Raw genomic sequence first — 16646 nt, forward strand, 5'->3', positions numbered from 1 at the left:
GCCGCTATCCGGAGAGGTTGAAGTTGCCGGAAGTGCCGTAGATGGCCAGCGAGACCAGCAGCGTCACCGTGACCACCGCGACCAGGGAGGCGCGCACCGCGTTGCCCACCGCGACGCCGACGCCCACCGGACCGCCCGCGGCGTGGAAGCCGTAGTAGGTGTGGATCATCATCACCGCGACCGCCATCAAGATCGCCTGCACGAACGACCACAGGATGTCGCTCGGGATCAAGAAGGTGGAGAAGTAGTGGTCGTAGACGCCGGCGGACTGCCCATAGATCACCACCGTCGCGAACCGGCTGGCGACGAACGAGGCGATCACCGCGAGCGAGTACAGCGGGATGATCGCGATCATCCCGGCCAGCACCCGGGTACCCACCAGGTACGGCACCGGCCGGATGCCCATGGATTCGAGCGCGTCGATTTCCTCGGCCACCCGCATCGCACCCAGCTGCGCGGTCGAACCGGCGCCGATGGTGGCGGCTAGGCCGATACCGGAGATCACCGGCGCCGCGATACGCACATTGATGAAGGCGGCGAAGAAGCCGGTGAGTGCCTCGACGCCGATATTGCCGAGCGAGCTGTAGCCCTGTACCGCGATGGTGCCGCCGGTGAACAGCGTCAGGAACCCGACGATCACCACGGTGCCGCCGATGACGGCGAGCGCACCGGTGCCCATGCTGATCTCGGCGATGAGCCGGATGGTCTCGGTGCGGTAGTGCACCAGCGCCTTCGGCATCGAACCGATCGCGCGGCCGTAGAACACGGCCTGTTTGCCGAGTTCGTCTATCGAATTCGACATCCGGCGCACCCGCCGCACCATGCGGGGGAACCGGGACTGGATCACGAAGGCCATCGGATCACCGCACCGCGAACTTGATGCCGACGGCGGTGACGACGACGTTCACCACGAACAGCGCCATGAACGCGAACACCACGGTCTGGTTCACCGCATCACCGACACTCTTGGGGCCGCCTTTGACGTTGAGCCCGAGATAGCAGGCCACCAGGCCGGCGATCAGGCCGAACAGGCCCGCCTTGACCTCGGAGATGACCAGCTCGGGCAGGTTGGTGAGCAGGGTGATCCCGTTGACGAAGGCGCCCGGATTCACATCCTGGAGCAGCACCGAGAACAGGAATCCGCCCAGGATGCCGATGGTGCACACCAGGCCGTTGAGCAACAGCGCGACGAACATCGATGCGAGCACCCGCGGGACCACGAGTCGTTGGATCGGGTCGATGCCGAGCACCTTCATCGCGTCGATTTCCTCGCGAATGGTGCGTGCGCCGAGGTCGGCGCAGATGGCGGTGGCGCCGGCGCCGGCCACGATGAGCACCGTGACGATCGGGCCGACCTGGGTCACCGCGCCGAAGGCCGCGCCCGCGCCGCTGAGGTCGGCCGCGCCGATCTCGCGCAGCAGGATGTTCAGCGTGAAGCTCACCAGCACGGTGAAAGGTATGGCTACCAGCAGGGTCGGCACGATCGAGACTCGCGCGATGAACCAGGACTGGTCGACGAACTCGCGTGCCTGGAAGGGCCGGCGCATGCTGGCACGCGCCACCTCCGCCGTGAGGTCGAAGAACCCGCCGACCGCCCGCAATGGCACGGCAAGGACCTCGTTCATCGGCGATCCTCCTTGCCTGACTACTGGTCCTGCTGACGGACGCGGCGGCCGCAACCGCCCCGCGCCCCGGACAAGTAGAACACGTTCACTAAGACTCTGTGGGGCTTTTGACCCTATTTGAACTGCTATTTCGATCCAATCTCAGACAGCAAGATTGGAACCTGGTTCATACGTGTTGAGCATCACTGTTGTGAGCCCTGGCACATACGATCCCCATGTCTACCAACTACTGGACGGCCGATCAACTCTTGGACGGCCGTTCAGGAAGCGGTCGAGCGGACGGACGGGCAACGGGGCTGGTCAGCCCAGTGCGTGTAGCGACGTTGCAGAAAAGGTACGACCTTCCGGGCGCTGGGCGAAGTACCCGCTCAGCGTGGCGGCCAGATCACCGGTCGACCACTGTTCACCCGTCGCGTCGAAGCGCTGCTCGACCTCCGGCGCGGCCATCAGCGCGACCATCGGGCCGTACACCACGAAGACCTGACCGCTCACCGCGTCGGCCGCGGGCGAGGACAGATAGGCCACCAGCCGCGCGACATGGTCCGGCGAGAGCGGGTCGACCGCACCCTCTGGGGCGTCCGCGAAGACCGCCTCGGTCATCGCGGTCCTGGCCCGGGGGCAGATCGCGTTGGCCCGCACGCCGAAACGCGCGAGGGCGCGCGCCGCCGACAAGGTCAGCGCGGTGATGCCGGCCTTGGCCGCACCGTAGTTCGCCTGCCCTTCCGGACCGAGCAACCCGGCCTCGGACGAGGTGTTGACGATGCGGCCGTAGACCGGACCGCCCGCCGCTTTGGACTTGCCGCGCCAGTAGGCGCCCGCATTGCGGCTGAGTAGGAAATGGCCGCGCAGGTGCACCGCGATCACGGCGTCCCAGTCCTCGTCGGACATATTGAACAGCATCCGGTCCCGCGTGATGCCCGCGTTGTTGACCACGATGTCGAGCCCACCGAAGGCCTCGGTGGCGGTGCGGATCAGTTCGTCGGCGGTGGACCGCTCGGCGACGCTGCCCGCGACGAACTCCGCTTTCGCGCCGAGCGCGCGAATATCGGCCATGGTCTGCGCCACGGCTTCGGAATCGGCCAGATCATTGACGACGACCGAGGCGCCGGCACCGGCGAGGGCCAGCGCCTCGGCGCGACCGAGGCCGGCACCCGCCCCGGTCACGATCGCAACACGTCCGGCAAGGCTCACATCGTTATCGTTCACCGGGCCGACTTTAGAACGTGTTCCAGTTCACGGCAAGAGCCGATTACAACAATTTCAGCGCTGCTTTCGGGCATTGCGCGACCGCGTCCTCCACCTCGGCGACGCGATCGGCGGGCACTTCACCCTCGGCAATGTGCAGCACGTCTTCATCGTCGAGTTCGAACACGTCGGGGGCGATTCCGACACAGATTCCGTTCGCTTCGCACTGGTCGAGATCAACAACGACCTTCATCAGAACTCCTTCACCGCGGCTGTCGCCGAAGAGTAACAAGCCGATGCCGCCGCGCGGGCGGACATCGAGTGGATCCACTATCAATACTGGAACATGTTTCAGTCGATATGCAATGATCGGAACGCCGGTTTCCTATCCGGGTGTGTCCCTATTCGATGAATGAAGGCCCGAGGTAACGCCCATGCGCATCGCCTACACGCCGCAGCAGCAACAGCTACGAGCGGAGCTGCGCGACTACTTCGCCACGCTGATCACCCCCGAACGCCGCGCTGCGCTCAGCGCGCAGACCGGTGAATACGGGCAGGGCAACGTCTACCGCGAGGTCGTGCGGGAGATGGGCCGCGACGGCTGGCTGGCGCTGGGCTGGCCGAAAGAGTTCGGCGGCCAGGACCGGCCGATGCTCGATCAGCTGATCTTCACCGACGAGGCCGCCATCGCGGGCGCGCCGGTGCCTTTCCTGACCATCAACTCCGTCGCGCCGACGATCATGCATTACGGCAGCGAGGAGCAGAAGAAATTCTTCCTGCCCAAGATCGCCGCCGGTGAGCTGCACTTCTCCATCGGTTACTCCGAGCCCGGCGCAGGCACCGACCTGGCCTCGCTGCGCACCACCGCGGTGCGCGACGGCGATGAATACGTCATCAACGGGCAGAAGATGTGGACCAGCCTCATCGCCTACGCCGATTACGTCTGGCTGGCCTGCCGCACCGATCCGACGGCCAAGAAGCACAAGGGCATCAGCATGCTGATCGTGCCCACCGACGCCGAGGGCTTCTCCTGGACGCCGGTGCACACCATGGCCGGGCCCGACACCAGCGCCACCTACTACCAGGACGTGCGCGTGCCGGTCACCGCGCTGGTGGGCAAGGAGAACGGCGGCTGGCCACTGGTCACCAACCAGCTCAACCATGAGCGGGTCGCACTCACCTCCTCCGCGCCGCTGGCGCTGGCGCTGCGCCAGACCGTCGAGTGGGCGCGCGAGACCAAATCCTCGGACGGCTCACGGGTGATCGACCGCGAATGGGTGCGGTTGAACCTGGCCAAGGTGCACGCCAAGGTCGAATACCTGAAGCTGCTGAACTGGGAGATCGCCAGCCGCGCCGACGCGGGCGGTGACGCGGCGCCGCGGCCGTGGGACGCCTCGGCGTGCAAGGTGTACGGCACCGAACTGGCCACCGAGGCCTACCGGCTGCTGATGGAGGTGCTCGGACCGCAGGCCTACCTGCGCCAGGACTCCCCCGGCTCGGTGCTGCGCGGACGGCTCGAGCGGATGCACCGGGCCGCGCTGATCCTGACCTTCGGTGGCGGCACCAACGAGGTCCAGCGCGACATCATCGCCATGACCGCGCTGAAGCAGCCCGCCGCCGCCCGCTGAGACCGGATTTCGAAAGCAGGAACTCACCATGGATTTCACCCCAACCGAGGCCCAGGGCGATCTGGCCCGGCTGACCGGCGAGGTATGCGCCAAGCTGGTCACCGATGACCGGCTGCGCGAACTCGACACCGCCGAGGTGCGGTTCGATGAACCGCTGTGGCAATCGCTGGCCGAGACCGGTGTGCTCGCCGCCGCCCTGCCGGAGGCCGTCGGCGGCAATGACTTCGGCGTACTCGAACAGACCTCGATCCTGCGCGAACTCGGCCGGTACGTGGCGGCTGTCCCGTATCTATCGTCGATCGTGCTCGGCGCGGGTGCACTCGCCCGGTACGGCGATGACGAACAGCGTGAGCTCGCCCGGCGGGCCGGTGCTGGCGAGTTGATCCTCACCGCCGCGCTGACCGAGGAACACAACTGGGACACCGCGACCCCGGACACCACCGCCACCGACACCGCCGACGGCTGGCGGATCACCGGCACCAAGACCACCGTTCCGGTTGCCGACCGGGCGCACCGGATCCTGGTGCCCGCCACCGTGTCCGGGCAGACCGCCGTGTTCCTGGTCGATCCGTCGCACTCCTCGGTGCGGGTGACCGCCCAGCAGGTGGTCGACCGCAGCGCGGAGTTCCTGGTGGAGTTCACCGACTCCCCGGCCCAGCTGCTCGGCACCGTGGACGCCGGCGCCGAGATCCTGGACTGGCTGCTGCTGCGCGCCTGGCTCGGGCTCAGCGCCCAGCAACTCGGCACCCTCGAACGCGCCCTGGAACTCGTGGCCGAGTACGCCCGCGAGCGCGAACAGTTCGGCAAGGCCATCGGCAGCTTCCAGGCCGTCGCCCAGCGCCTGGCCGACGCCTACATCGACCTCGGCGGCCTGCGCCTGACCGTCACCCAGGCCGCCTGGCAGCTGTCGGAAGACCTACCCGCAGCCCCGGCCGTGCACACCGCCAAGTTCTGGGCCGCCGAAGCCGGCCACCGCATCGCCCACACCGTCGTCCACGTGCACGGCGGCGTCGGCATCGACCGCGACCACATCGTGCAGAACTACTTCACCGCCGCCAAACACAACGAATTCGCCCTCGGCCCCGCCCCGGACCACCTGCTCCCGATCGCGGAGCACCTGGCCGAATCGGCCTGAACCACCGGTGAATAATCGGTGATTGATATGAGTGGTGCGCACTATCGTGGTGTGCGTGGCAACCGACGGTAGCGACCATCCGCGCAGCGGCGACGATCCGATGATCACAGCCGACGATACTGGGCAACGGCCCAGTTCGTCCCTTGCTTCGGCCAGTCGTGGCCGACGTATCGTCCGCCGCCTGCGTGGGACGGCGAGCAGCACGGCCATAGCAGGCATGTCCACGGACGAGATCATGGTTCTGATCCGCGAGCCCTAGCCCAACTCAGCCTGCTGGTATTTGTACAAAACTTTCGCAATTTCGTACGATTACCACCATGACCGCCTTACCCATGCCCGATGAGTCGGACATCCCTGTCAGCGAAGCCAGGGAACGACTGGCCGAGGTGATCGCCGCCGCCGAAGCCGGCAATGTCATTCACCTCACTCGCCACGGTCGCCGTGTCGCCGCTGTGGTCCCGGAGGCAATGACAGAGAGGGCGAGCAGCCGAGTTCGCGCATCGGCAGAGCGAATCGCCGAACGTCACCGCAAGCTGCTCGACCGGCTGGCCGAATGACCGGCGAGCCGGTCTACTACCTGACGGTCGCGGATCTACATGCGATCGCAGAAGTCAGCGTTGGCCAGCAGTACATCGTGCGCGACCACGGGCTGCTGGCATCGGCTGCGGCCCGTCCACAAGCTACCGTTTTCGGCGCGGACGCCTATCCGACCCTGTGGGAGAAGGCTGCCGCCCTCGTGCAGTCACTCGCGAGGAACCATCCGCTTGTCGATGGCAACAAGAGAATCGCGTTCACGGCAGGAATGGTGTTCCTCGACCTGAACGGTATCGACATCACAGGTCTTGACGAGGGCCTTGCATATGACCTGATGATCTCGATTGCCAGCGGCGAGACCGACGAAGTCCCCGAGATCGCGGATCAACTCACGAAAGTGCTCGGCCTGCACCCCTAGGCCAGACCACGGCTGTAGAAAACCACAGGGCCACCGCGAAGCTCGCGGTGGCCCTTGCCGCGGTACGGCCTACTTGCTGCTCACCTCGGCGTGCTCATCGGCCGGGCGGGCTTCGGTTTGCGCCTTGGCCCAGCGGTAATCCGGCTTACCGGCGGGAGAACGCTTGATCTCGTCGACGAACCAGAGGCTGCGCGGCAGCTTGTAGGACGAGACTTCCTTGGTGAGGATCGGGCGCAGTTCATCGAGGCTGGGGCGCTTGTCGCCGCGACACTGGACGACGGCGGCGACCCGCTGCCCCCAGCGCTCGTCCGGCACACCGACGACGAGAGCGTCGAAGATCTCCGGATGGGTCTTGAGGGCGCCCTCGACCTCCTCCGGGTAGATCTTCTCGCCGCCGCTGTTGATGCTCACCGAACCGCGGCCGAGCATGGTGACGGTGCCGTCCTCCTCGACGCGGGCGTAATCACCCGGGATCGAGTAGCGAACACCGTTGAACTCCTTGAACGTCGCGGCCGTCTTGACCGGGTCGTTGTAGTAGCCGAGCGGGATGTGGCCCTTGCGGGCGAGCATGCCGACCTTGCCCGAACCGGGCTCGACCGGATTGCCGTCCTCGTCGAGCACCTCGGTGGAGGCGTCGATCTTCACCCGGGGGCCGCCGGTGTGGGTGGCGCCCTTGGCCGCGATGGCCAAGCCGCCGAACCCGGTCTCCGAGGAGCCGATCGAATCGGTGATGACGGTGGTCGGCAGCAGCTCCAGGTACTGATCCTTGAGCGTCGGGGAGAACAGCGCGGCACTGCTGGCCATCGCCCACAGATTCGAATGCTTGTACGGCTCACCGGTTTCCGGGTTGCCCTCGCGCAGCGCGTCCAGCATCGGGCGGGCCATCGCGTCGCCGGTGATGAAGATCATGTTCACGCCGTGCCGATCGATCGCCTGCCACACGCTGTGGCCGCTGAACTCCGGCAGCATGACGGTCTTACCGCCGTCGAACAGCCCGTGGAAGGTGGCGGCCTGCGAGCCGCCGTGGATCATCGGCGGGATCGGATAGCGCACCATCGCCGCACCGGCGGCGCCGGCCTTGGCCTGCGTCCATTCGTCTTCGATCTTCTCGCCGGTACCGAAGTTGGTGCCGCCGCCGAGCACCCGCCACCAGTCTTCCTGGCGCCACATCACGCCCTTCGGCATGCCGGTGGTGCCGCCGGTGTAGAGCATGAAGATGTCGTCGGGGGAACGTTCGCCGAAATCGCGCTCGCCCGAGGAGGCGGCGAGTGCGGCCTCGTATTCGACCGAATCCGCCGCGAGGGGCACCTGGTCGACGGTATCGTCGTCGACCACGATCACGGTCTTCAACTTCGGTACGTTCGGCCGCACGGCGGTCACCTTGTCGGTGTAGCGGCGCTCGTGGATCAACGCGACCATGTCCGAATCATCGAAGATATATTGCAACTCGTTCTCGACGTAACGGAAGTTCACGTTGACCATCACCGCGCGCGCCTTGAACACCGCGACCATCGACTCGACGGCCTCGATCGTGTTGCGCGAGTAGATGCCCACCTTGTCACCCGGCTGGACACCCTGTTCTCGCAGGTAATGGGCTAGCTTGTTGGTCCGCTCCTCCAACTGCGCATAGGTGACCTCGCGAACGTCGTCGACCAGTGCGACGCGATCGGGCATGAGGTCGATGGTGTGCTCGATGAGGTCCGCTATGTTGTAGCTCACAGACCTAAAAATAGAACGTGTTACTGTTCCTGACAAGGGTGCCTTTTCACACCACGTCCTCGAGCCAGGAGATTTCCGCGATGCCGCACTGCCTCGTCGAGAAGCGCGACCACGTTCTCATCGTCACCATGAACCGGCCGGAAGCGAAGAACGCCCTGTCGGGCGAGATGATGGCGATCATGCGCGACGCCTGGGACCAGGTCGACAACGATCCCGATATCCGGGTCGCGATCCTCACCGGCGCGGGCGGCGCCTTCTGCGCCGGCGCGGATCTGAAGGCGATGACCTCGCAGCATCCCGGCGATTCCTTCTCCGGCGGCGGCTGGGACCTGTCGAAGATCGAAGCGCTGCTCAAGGGCCGCAGGCTCACCAAGCCGCTGATCGCCGCGGTCGAGGGCCCTGCCATCGCAGGCGGTACCGAGATCCTGCAGGGCACCGATATCCGGGTGGCCGGCGAGAGCGCGAAATTCGGTGTGTCCGAGGCACGTTGGGGCCTGTTCCCACTGGGCGGCTCGGCCGTGCGGCTGGTGCGCCAGATTCCCTACACCGTCGCCGCCGACATCCTGCTCACCGGACGCCACGTCACCGCGGCCGAGGCCAAGGAGATCGGCCTCATCGGGCACGTGGTGCCGGACGGGACAGCGCTCGACAAGGCATTGGAGCTGGCCGGACTGATCGCGGCCAACGGCCCGCTCGCGGTGCAGGCCATCCTGAAGACCATCCGCGACACCGAGGCCATGCCGGAGAACGACGCGTTCAAGATCGACGCCGAACTCGGCATGGCGGTCTTCAAGTCGGCCGACGCCAAGGAGGGGCCGAAGGCCTTCGCCGAGAAGCGCAAGCCCACTTTCACCGGCAAGTAGCAAGCGGCGCGAACGTCACAACGTCCCCGGCGGGCTCGACGCGCCGGGGACGTTGTGCTGTCTGCGCTGTGGGCGTCCGCGCTCAGTTGGCGCCGGGGTAGTCCATCCAGAACGGCTCCCACTGGTGGCCGTCGGGGTCGAGGAAGGTGCGCCCGTGCATGCCCACCTCGGCTTCCTGGGCGCGCTTGTCCTCGTTGACTTCTTCCCGCCCGCCGGCGGCCACGGCGGCGTCGGTCAGCTGGTCCACTTCCTGCGCGCTGCCGAGCGAGAGCGCGTAGCCCGCGGCTGCGGTCGCGTTGGTGTCCGCGATCGGCCGCTTGGTGAAGGTGGCGAAGTATTCCCTGGTCAGCAGCATCAGGCAGATGTTGTCGTCGATCACGATGCAGGCGGCGTTCTGATCGGTGAAGTCCTGGTTGACCTTCCAGCCGAGCGCCTCGTAGAAGCCCTTGGACCGCTCGAGGTCGGTCACGGGGAGGTTGATGAAGATCATCTTGCTGCTCATTGTCTTTTCGGCCTCTCGGTCGGTGTGTGCTTCTCGCTTCACCGATAGAGACGTGGCCGGTTCCGGAAACTCATCGCAGCCGCTGAAAACAACCCGCCCCGCCGTTACCCGTTACTGGGGGTACTGGTGCGATTTCTGTGGCTGACGTGGTCTTTCCATCGGCAAACGATCATCGCGATGCCTGTTTGTTGTCGGTGGCTTGTGCCACAGTGGCATCCATGAGCGAGATGACGGGCACCGCCACGGCGGAAGTCATGGATTCCTTCGAGGTACACCGCCGCGAGTTGTGCGCCTACGCCTACCGCATGCTCGGTTCCTCGTTCGAGGCCGAAGACGCGGTCCAAGAAACCTTCACCCGCGCCTGGAAGGCCTACGACAGCTTCGAGGGCCGGGCCAGCTTGCGGTCGTGGCTGTACCGGATCGCCACCAACGTCTGCCTGGACATGCTCGACGGTCCGCAGCGCCGGGCCCGGCCGATGGATCTGTCCGGGCCGTCGAGCCCGGAGTCGCCGCTGTCGGCGCCGCAGCCGGATTACGTCTGGGTCGAGCCGATCCCCAACGCGCTCGCCTTCGGCGCCGATCCGGCCGAACACGCCACCGCAAAGGACACGCTGCGGCTGGCCTTCGTCGCCGCCTGTCAGCACCTGCCCGCCACCCAGCGCGCCATCCTGATCATGCGCGAGGTGCTGCGCTTTTCCGCCAGCGAGACGGCCGAGGCGCTCACCATGTCGCCGGCCTCGGTCAACAGCGCGCTGCAACGCGCCCGCGCCACCATGTCCAAGGTCCAGCCCGCGGTCACCGACACCTACGACGAGACCGATGAGGAGCAGCGCAGGCTCGTCGACGATTTCGTCAAGGCCTTCGAGTCCTACGATATGGACACCCTCACCACCCTGCTGAAAACCGATGTGGCGCTGTCCATGCCGCCGCTCGAGTTCTGGGTGTCCGGCCCGGCGAATGTCGCGGAGTTCATGCTCGGCCACGGAGCGGCCTGCCGCGATTCACGCCTGGTGCGGCTCGAGGGCGCCAACGGCCTGCCCGCCTTCGGCCACTACAAGCCGAGTGGCGAGCCGGGCGTGTGGGTGCCGTGGTCGATCACCGTCCTCGAACTCACCGACGGGGAGATCTCCGGGCTCAACTTCTTCCTCGACACCGAGAAGTTGTTCCCGCTGTTCGGCCTGGAGCCGGAGCTGCGCGAAGCCGTCTGAGTCCCGCTCAGCCGGGAATCAGATCCGAGTGGCGGTCACGGCCGGCCGCGTCGTCGACGCTGACGGCGCCGTCGATCGGGCCGCCCTCGGTCTGGCTCCGGTAATCGGTGAACACCGGGCCCCACCAGTCGGTCATCCGCTGTTCGAGGTCTGGTGAGCACGGCTCCGGTCCGTGCACGATCCGCCGTAGCGACGACAGGTCGTAGCGGGATCGGATCGCCTCCGGCAGTGCGAGGAGCCGGTCGAACAGGGCCGGTGACAAACGGCTGTGGGTCACGCGATGTCGTTCGATCAACCGCAGCGCCTCGGCCGCGTCCCAACCGTCCATCAGGACTACCCGGTGCCCCGATTGCACCGCAGCGGTAAGGGAATCGAGCGCCTCGAACCGGTACAGCGGCAGCCCGGCCAGATGCACATGGATGCCGTGCGGCGCCGGCCCGAACGAGCCGGTGTTGTGCGGTGCGACCACATCGGGATCGGTGCGCTCCCCCGGCCGCCGGATCCCCGCCGCACCGAGCCAGGCCACCGATTTGAAGCCCTCGATCGCGCCCACCGAAAACCGCGCGGCGGCAGGCAGATCCGCGGCGTCGGCAGCCAGCCGGGCCGACTCGGCGAACCGCCTGCCGGCAACGAACGCCTTGGCCTCGCTGTCGATGAGCACGTGGGCGATGTCCGGCACCGCCAGGTGCCAGTCCACCGTCACCAGGTACAGCCCGCTCCGATGGGCCGCGAACGAGAACGCGACCGCCTCCACGCCATTCGGCAGCAGGCTCACCACGGCGTCGCCGGCGCGCAGCCCGAGCGCCCGCAGCCCACCGGCATACCGGTCGGCGAGACCGGCCAGTTCCCGGTAGCTCACCTCCCGGCCGGTCGGTGCGATCAGCGCAATGCGCTCCGGCTGGGCCGCGGCGATATTCCACAGCCCGAGAACTTCGGCCGACTCCTGCGTCACCCCATCGAATTTAGAACGCGTTCTAGATATCGACAAGGGCGTCGCCCCCCCCCGGGCACGAATCAGCGGCTCTGGCCGAGCCGTCCGCGCCAGTCGACAGATATGCTGAGGATGCCCGGATTGCTCACCGGAGCGGTTGGTTTCATGGGGGAATCATGACCGAACACGACGGCTACATCCTGCCATCGGGCCCGGGCGCCCGAGCCCGATATGCGCGGGTCGAGCGCGGAACCCTCACTGACGGGCCGCAGGGCAGCGAACTACATCGCGTCCTCGACTTCGCCGTCGCCTACCCTGCGCTGCGCCGCAAGCCCTATCTTCTGGTCAACTTTCACGGGATGGTGACGCGGCCCAAGTACCAGCCGCCGATCTTTGGCCGCTTCACATCGTCGGCACAGCTGGGCGCGATCACCATCTTCGTCTCCGACCCGGTGTTACGAATGCACCCGGAATCCCGCATTGGCTGGTTCCTCCAGGCCGAGCCTGTTGCTCACGAGCTGATCGCTCTGACGATCGACATCGCTCGGCGGAACGATCTCGACGGCATTGTCTGGAACGGTTGGTCGGCCGGCGGCTACGCCGCCATTCGTTTCGCGTGGCGAGCAGCATCGCCGTCGATGCCGTCAATGGCCTTCGCCTATGCGCCCCAGAATTACCCGCCAGACCTCTCCTGGTGGGAGAACTATCGCTCATCGCTCCCTCTCGGGCTGGCCGTCGACCCGTATTGCGAACCAACCGCAGCCGGTCCGCGGCGGCTGCCCCACCGGGTCTGCACGCTGTTCGAAGAAGAGTTCCGCAACGACAATTTCTGTGCCGCGGTCCGCGCCAACGACCGTGATACCTCCCATATCGTCGAGCATCTTCGTCCGATCGTCACCTCGGCGGGTCGATCGGGCCGGCTGGATTGGGCGGTGTTACGCAACGGCCTCGGGCACGGCGAAGAATCCAACGAAATCTTCTGGGAGGAATTCGAGATCGCGACGGCGCGATGGTGGCGCAGGATTCGATCGAACTGACCTACCGACACATCGGATCAGCCGACGACAGGGTCGGAAAGATCAGCCGGGATCAACGGAGGAAACAGCAGGCAACGCTGTCGATCGGCGGACAGATCGCTCCAGGCTGCGGGATCGTCCGGCGCCGCGGGCACCATCCTGCCGCGGTTCACATCCGCGAGCGCTCGGCAGGCAACCAGAGTTGCTCCATGGTCGCGGAACACGCGGGCCAGCCGGATAGCAGTCGCCTGGTGCACGGCCATCTCGCCGGAAGTCGCCGCCTTGAGAAATGTGGGTGGCACTTCGCCCAGTACTGACACCGGGATCCGCTGGGGAAGCTTCAGAAAGTAATACGAAGGTTTGCCCTGCGGGCGCGGCAAGAAATAGATCCACTCGGTCCCGTACGGGCGCAAATTGGACAGCATCGCGAAGGAAAATTCCAGACGGGCGCCGATTCCCACCGCGCCTATCGTCGCGCCGAGCATCAGCAGCAAGGGAACGACCCCCACAGTCACCGTCACGGCAGCGTCAACCGTAACCAGCGCGATCCAGGCCAGCGTGCCGAAGCACGACGCCGCGAACAGTTCGTTCACCAGGCCGGCGCGCCGGTCGAGGTACTGCCAGGTGCACTGCCAAGCACTGGTCGCTACCAGCAGCGTCACCAGGTATGCGGCGAATCCAGGGCCTGATGACACGATGCGTTCGACTATCTGTCCCATCGACACCGGCTGCGACAGCACCACCAACGCCAACCACACTGCGGCCGCCACCATGGAGAATTCGAAGTTGCCGCTGATCCCGAAGGCGAAGTGCAGCAACAGGCCGACGAGCAGACACCACAGCAACGGCGCGCCACCGATCATCGCCAGGGCGAGAAGTATTTCTGCGCCGGGCACGACCACCATGGCGCCGAAGCTCAGCAACCGCCGCAGGTTATCCGGCGTACGGGCGAGCAAGGCTGAATTGTTGTTCAGGTTCAGCTCGACAACGCGTCGGCCGAGGCTGCGATCACCCCGGAGGTAGCCGCGGTTGAGCTTGGCGATCCCGGCCGCCGCGTACATCGCCGCAAGTATCGCCGCCGTCGCGGTCGCGGCTCCTCCCCGATCGCCGCCGCTCAGCGACAGCACGACAATCGTGACGACCGCCAGGAACGAGTGGTTCGACACCCGGAGGTTCTTGCAGAGCAACCAGAACCCGAACAACCCGATGACGACGACGTTGCGGAGGAGGTCACGCTCCTGCAGCGCCAGCAGAGCCATGCTGAGGCACGGCGGAGCAGCGACGTTTCCGATCAGCACCAGTCGATGCGGCAGCGCTACCCCGAAGACTGGCGAGAAGTTCCAGCTCAAGGCCCGACGGCCGAGCATCAGGCACTTTGTGATCGCGAAGGTATTGACCGGCAAAGACACGATGAAAGCGGCCTGCACCGCGCTGATCATCGCCATTCAACCGGCTCGCTGTGCCTGCATCTCGGATGGACCCGGTATGCCGCCACGGCGGTCGGCCACCGCACCGGGCAACAGAACCTTGACCACCGCCAGGTCCGACCGCATCCCCGCAGCGGTCAGATCCAGAACGACCGGCTCGAACCCGGTAACCAACAGTGCGCGCCGTGCCGCTTCCTGGAGATCGTCGGTGATGGTGGCGCCATCGATGGAACGGAACCCGCATTCCGCCTCGGCTTCCTGCACCGACCGCGTCTCGACGACGTTCATCTGACGCGGGCCGACGGCCAAAAGCTCCCATACCGGCACCACCGGCAGATCGTCGCGGGTACCCGATATTCCGGTAAGCCGCGTCTGCGCGGCCTCGGTGAGGGCGCGGCTCATCGCGATTGCGCTGTCTCCGTGCGTCCCTGCCCCGGCGCATTCGAGCGGATACTCGTGCGAGAAGACGCTCGCGATGAATGTCGGTACACCGAAGCGAGAAGGTACCGCATCGAGAGTGAGGTCCCACCCGGCTTCCATCATGCGCTCGATCAGGAAAGCGCAGTGGGTGTCCCGCACCGATCGCGGGTCGATCGGGATCCGATCCCCGGGAGCGCCGAGCCGGGCTGTGCTGTCACGTTCGAAGATCTCGTAGAGCCCGTGCAGTGCGGCTTCATCCGGCTCGTTACCCGATGCGAGTCCCGAACTCGTCTCTCGAAAGGGATTCATCTGGAAGTCGCACCGCGCGAAGCTGATGTCCACCAGACCACGCGGAACAGCGATCGGCTCGCCGGAGATCATGGTCGTTGCCGCGTAGTACTCGAGCACCTCGTCCATCAGCAGCGGACGGCAGAGATGGCTCCCGAAATGCGCTGTCAGGTCGTAGCCCAGATCGTCGCTGGAATGCTCCGCGCGCACCGTGGGAAGGCCGATATTCTCCGCATGCCAGGTTTCGAGGGATTCCATCGCGGCCGATATCTTCGCCAGCTGTCTGCTGGCGCCTTTGCCCTGCGAAACCGACAGCGATTCCGACAGCGGCCGGACCGCCATCGCCACAGGAATCCGTACGTAGTCGAGATCGGTGACGTCGGCGACCCTGGTGATGCCCGCAGTCTCGAGGTGCGGTTCTATCCGGAGCCAGGTGTGGTCCGCGGTGCGTGCTCGCGCGGTGCCGTCAAGCCGAATCTTCGGCGCTAGTTCACGGTCGTCGATCAGAGTGCCCATCAGAGATCCCCCGGACTATGTCGTGATGACTGAAGATGAAGCGGCGCAATGCGCGCCGTGCGGGCCCGACACCAGCGAACCCGCGGCGACGACACTCCTCTTCGAGCGGGTACCGGGATGGCCACAGCTCACGCAGCAGGCCGTCGGCGACGTCGGCCTTGAGCTGTCTGGATCCTGGAATTCTACGTTCCGATTCCGCAACATGCGCCTGGCAGACACGGGATACATCCGCTGCCGTTTCCGCCGATAGCAGGATCGATACCGTCCGCTCATCGGCAAGTCTGTATCGAGGCAGGAAGACCTGAGGTATCCGGTCCAGCGATGCGGTCGAGGTCATTGATCCGAACCGCTCGCCGATACTACGTCCCGGTGAGGAATCGTAGGGGTTTTCGGATACGTAATCCAGGTACTTCAGCCATATCGCAGGGAATTCTGTGCGGTAAAGCTGCTGATATTCGACCCTGGCTATCAGCCGGCCCGACTCGATCGCATTGTTCTGCCACTGATAGAAGTACGGGGTTCGCCAATCCGCCGCCGCCATCAGCTGCGCCCCATCGTCCTCCGATGCCGCTCCAGCGAAATGTGCCCGTCGTAGCGCGGCGAGCGCATCGAGCTTCTTGACATCATGTTCCGTCCGAAGCTTCCGCTCCGGCAGGACAGCTGCTGCTACATCCGCACCGAGCTCGCCTTCGATCGCGTTGGCCAGTGCTGCCTCGGAACGTTCGGCGTAGAAGATTTCGCGGGCGATCGCAACAGTTCTCTCGGCAATGGGAATATCCAGGCCGCTGCGTTGCGCGGCATACCGAACATTCACCAACGGAACGCTCAAGGGCCGCCACCCGTGTTCCTCGTCGAGGTGCGCGACTGCGACGTCTGCGTCCGAATCGATATCGCCCTGCTGGTACCACCGGCCGACCACTCCGACGACCTCCATGCCGAAGCGGGACAGCTCAGCGCCCCTGATCGCACCGATGCTGCTCGCACCGATCAGCCGGGCACCGATAGCCAACGCATGCAGGTATTCCTTGTGTCGCAGGGCCGGATTCTGGTGATAGAGGCCGTCGATGACGACAATGGTCTCCTCGGCCCCCAGTGTCGACCCGAAAAGATCCCCGTGCTTGATCGGCGGCCGGAACACCGTCGTCGTACCGTTCTTCAAGTCGAATTCGGCCACATCATCCGGAGTCAGCGTCGGACCCGCGTAAACCGTGACGTTTCCCCCCACTATTTT

Annotated in this window: 17 protein-coding genes; 7 read left to right on the forward strand and 10 right to left on the reverse strand. The window is 65.7% G+C overall.

The genetic code is table 11. The features are described 5' to 3' along the window. Window positions 1–4: 4 nt before the first annotated feature. From AC5W7N_RS02040 to AC5W7N_RS02055, 4 genes are all read right to left on the reverse strand, one after another. Window positions 5–856 (reverse strand): MlaE family ABC transporter permease, encoded by an 852-nt coding sequence (locus tag AC5W7N_RS02040; RefSeq protein WP_163814011.1) that lies wholly within the window; start codon window positions 854–856, stop codon window positions 5–7. A 4-nt stretch (window positions 857–860) separates the two neighbouring features. Next, window positions 861–1625, reverse strand: a complete 765-nt coding sequence (locus AC5W7N_RS02045; RefSeq protein WP_163814010.1) for an MlaE family ABC transporter permease — start codon at window positions 1623–1625, stop codon at window positions 861–863. 300 nt (window positions 1626–1925) lie between these two features. Beyond that, complete coding sequence (locus tag AC5W7N_RS02050) at window positions 1926–2831, reverse strand: 3-oxoacyl-ACP reductase (protein ID WP_194989712.1); 906 nt, start codon at window positions 2829–2831, stop codon at window positions 1926–1928. A gap of 43 nt (window positions 2832–2874) precedes the next feature. Next, the gene (locus AC5W7N_RS02055) at window positions 2875–3063 is read right to left on the reverse strand and encodes a ferredoxin (RefSeq protein WP_081597139.1); all 189 of its coding nucleotides are present in this window, start codon (window positions 3061–3063) and stop codon (window positions 2875–2877) included. Window positions 3064–3244: 181 nt separating this feature from the next. Here AC5W7N_RS02055 and AC5W7N_RS02060 point away from each other — a divergent pair, with 181 nt between their 5' ends. The 4 genes from AC5W7N_RS02060 to AC5W7N_RS02075 all read left to right on the forward strand — a co-directional run bounded on the left by AC5W7N_RS02060 (window position 3245) and on the right by AC5W7N_RS02075 (window position 6525). Then, entirely contained in the window at window positions 3245–4438 is a 1194-nt protein-coding gene (locus tag AC5W7N_RS02060) for an acyl-CoA dehydrogenase family protein (protein ID WP_014348835.1), read from the forward strand. Window positions 4439–4466: 28 nt separating this feature from the next. After that, entirely contained in the window at window positions 4467–5573 is a 1107-nt protein-coding gene (locus AC5W7N_RS02065) for an acyl-CoA dehydrogenase family protein (RefSeq protein ID WP_495923150.1), read from the forward strand. 332 nt (window positions 5574–5905) lie between these two features. After that, window positions 5906–6130 (forward strand): type II toxin-antitoxin system prevent-host-death family antitoxin, encoded by a 225-nt coding sequence (locus tag AC5W7N_RS02070; protein WP_495923151.1) that lies wholly within the window; start codon window positions 5906–5908, stop codon window positions 6128–6130. After that, window positions 6127–6525 (forward strand): type II toxin-antitoxin system death-on-curing family toxin, encoded by a 399-nt coding sequence (locus AC5W7N_RS02075; protein ID WP_495923153.1) that lies wholly within the window; start codon window positions 6127–6129, stop codon window positions 6523–6525. The genes AC5W7N_RS02070 and AC5W7N_RS02075 overlap by 4 nt, the downstream gene beginning before the upstream one ends. Window positions 6526–6594: 69 nt before the next feature. On the opposite strand, the gene AC5W7N_RS02080 is transcribed toward AC5W7N_RS02075, so the two are convergent. Next, a complete protein-coding gene (locus tag AC5W7N_RS02080; RefSeq protein ID WP_163814006.1) occupies window positions 6595–8244 on the reverse strand; it encodes an acyl-CoA synthetase in 1650 nt (549 codons plus the stop codon). Window positions 8245–8324: 80 nt separating this feature from the next. On the opposite strand from AC5W7N_RS02080, the gene AC5W7N_RS02085 reads away from it, so the two are divergent. Continuing rightward, on the forward strand, window positions 8325–9107 hold the full coding sequence (locus tag AC5W7N_RS02085; RefSeq protein ID WP_051016139.1) for a crotonase/enoyl-CoA hydratase family protein: 783 nt from the start codon (window positions 8325–8327) through the stop codon (window positions 9105–9107). Window positions 9108–9189: 82 nt separating this feature from the next. Here the strand turns inward: AC5W7N_RS02085 and AC5W7N_RS02090 are convergent, their stop codons facing one another. Further along, complete coding sequence (locus AC5W7N_RS02090) at window positions 9190–9609, reverse strand: VOC family protein (protein WP_163814005.1); 420 nt, start codon at window positions 9607–9609, stop codon at window positions 9190–9192. A gap of 218 nt (window positions 9610–9827) precedes the next feature. Here AC5W7N_RS02090 and AC5W7N_RS02095 point away from each other — a divergent pair, with 218 nt between their 5' ends. After that, complete coding sequence (locus AC5W7N_RS02095; protein WP_163814004.1) at window positions 9828–10817, forward strand: sigma-70 family RNA polymerase sigma factor; 990 nt, start codon at window positions 9828–9830, stop codon at window positions 10815–10817. Window positions 10818–10824: 7 nt separating this feature from the next. Here the strand turns inward: AC5W7N_RS02095 and AC5W7N_RS02100 are convergent, their stop codons facing one another. Further along, window positions 10825–11805, reverse strand: a complete 981-nt coding sequence (locus AC5W7N_RS02100; RefSeq protein ID WP_228806035.1) for an AMP-binding protein — start codon at window positions 11803–11805, stop codon at window positions 10825–10827. 119 nt (window positions 11806–11924) lie between these two features. On the opposite strand from AC5W7N_RS02100, the gene AC5W7N_RS02105 reads away from it, so the two are divergent. Next, window positions 11925–12785, forward strand: a complete 861-nt coding sequence (locus AC5W7N_RS02105) for a hypothetical protein (RefSeq protein ID WP_194989705.1) — start codon at window positions 11925–11927, stop codon at window positions 12783–12785. Between the two features lie 17 nt (window positions 12786–12802). On the opposite strand, the gene AC5W7N_RS02110 is transcribed toward AC5W7N_RS02105, so the two are convergent. Genes AC5W7N_RS02110 through AC5W7N_RS02120 form a run of 3 tightly spaced genes read right to left on the reverse strand, consistent with a single transcriptional unit; the run spans window position 12803 to window position 16589 of the window. Then, on the reverse strand, window positions 12803–14209 hold the full coding sequence (locus AC5W7N_RS02110) for a hypothetical protein (RefSeq protein ID WP_163814001.1): 1407 nt from the start codon (window positions 14207–14209) through the stop codon (window positions 12803–12805). Continuing rightward, on the reverse strand, window positions 14210–15415 hold the full coding sequence (locus AC5W7N_RS02115; protein WP_495923156.1) for a YcaO-like family protein: 1206 nt from the start codon (window positions 15413–15415) through the stop codon (window positions 14210–14212). Next, window positions 15390–16589, reverse strand: a complete 1200-nt coding sequence (locus tag AC5W7N_RS02120; RefSeq protein ID WP_163813999.1) for a TfuA-like protein — start codon at window positions 16587–16589, stop codon at window positions 15390–15392. Before AC5W7N_RS02120 ends, AC5W7N_RS02115 begins: the two co-directional genes overlap by 26 nt. Between the last annotated feature and the right edge of the window lie 57 nt (window positions 16590–16646).

It is taken from the genome of Nocardia sp. CDC519, assembly GCF_059509835.1.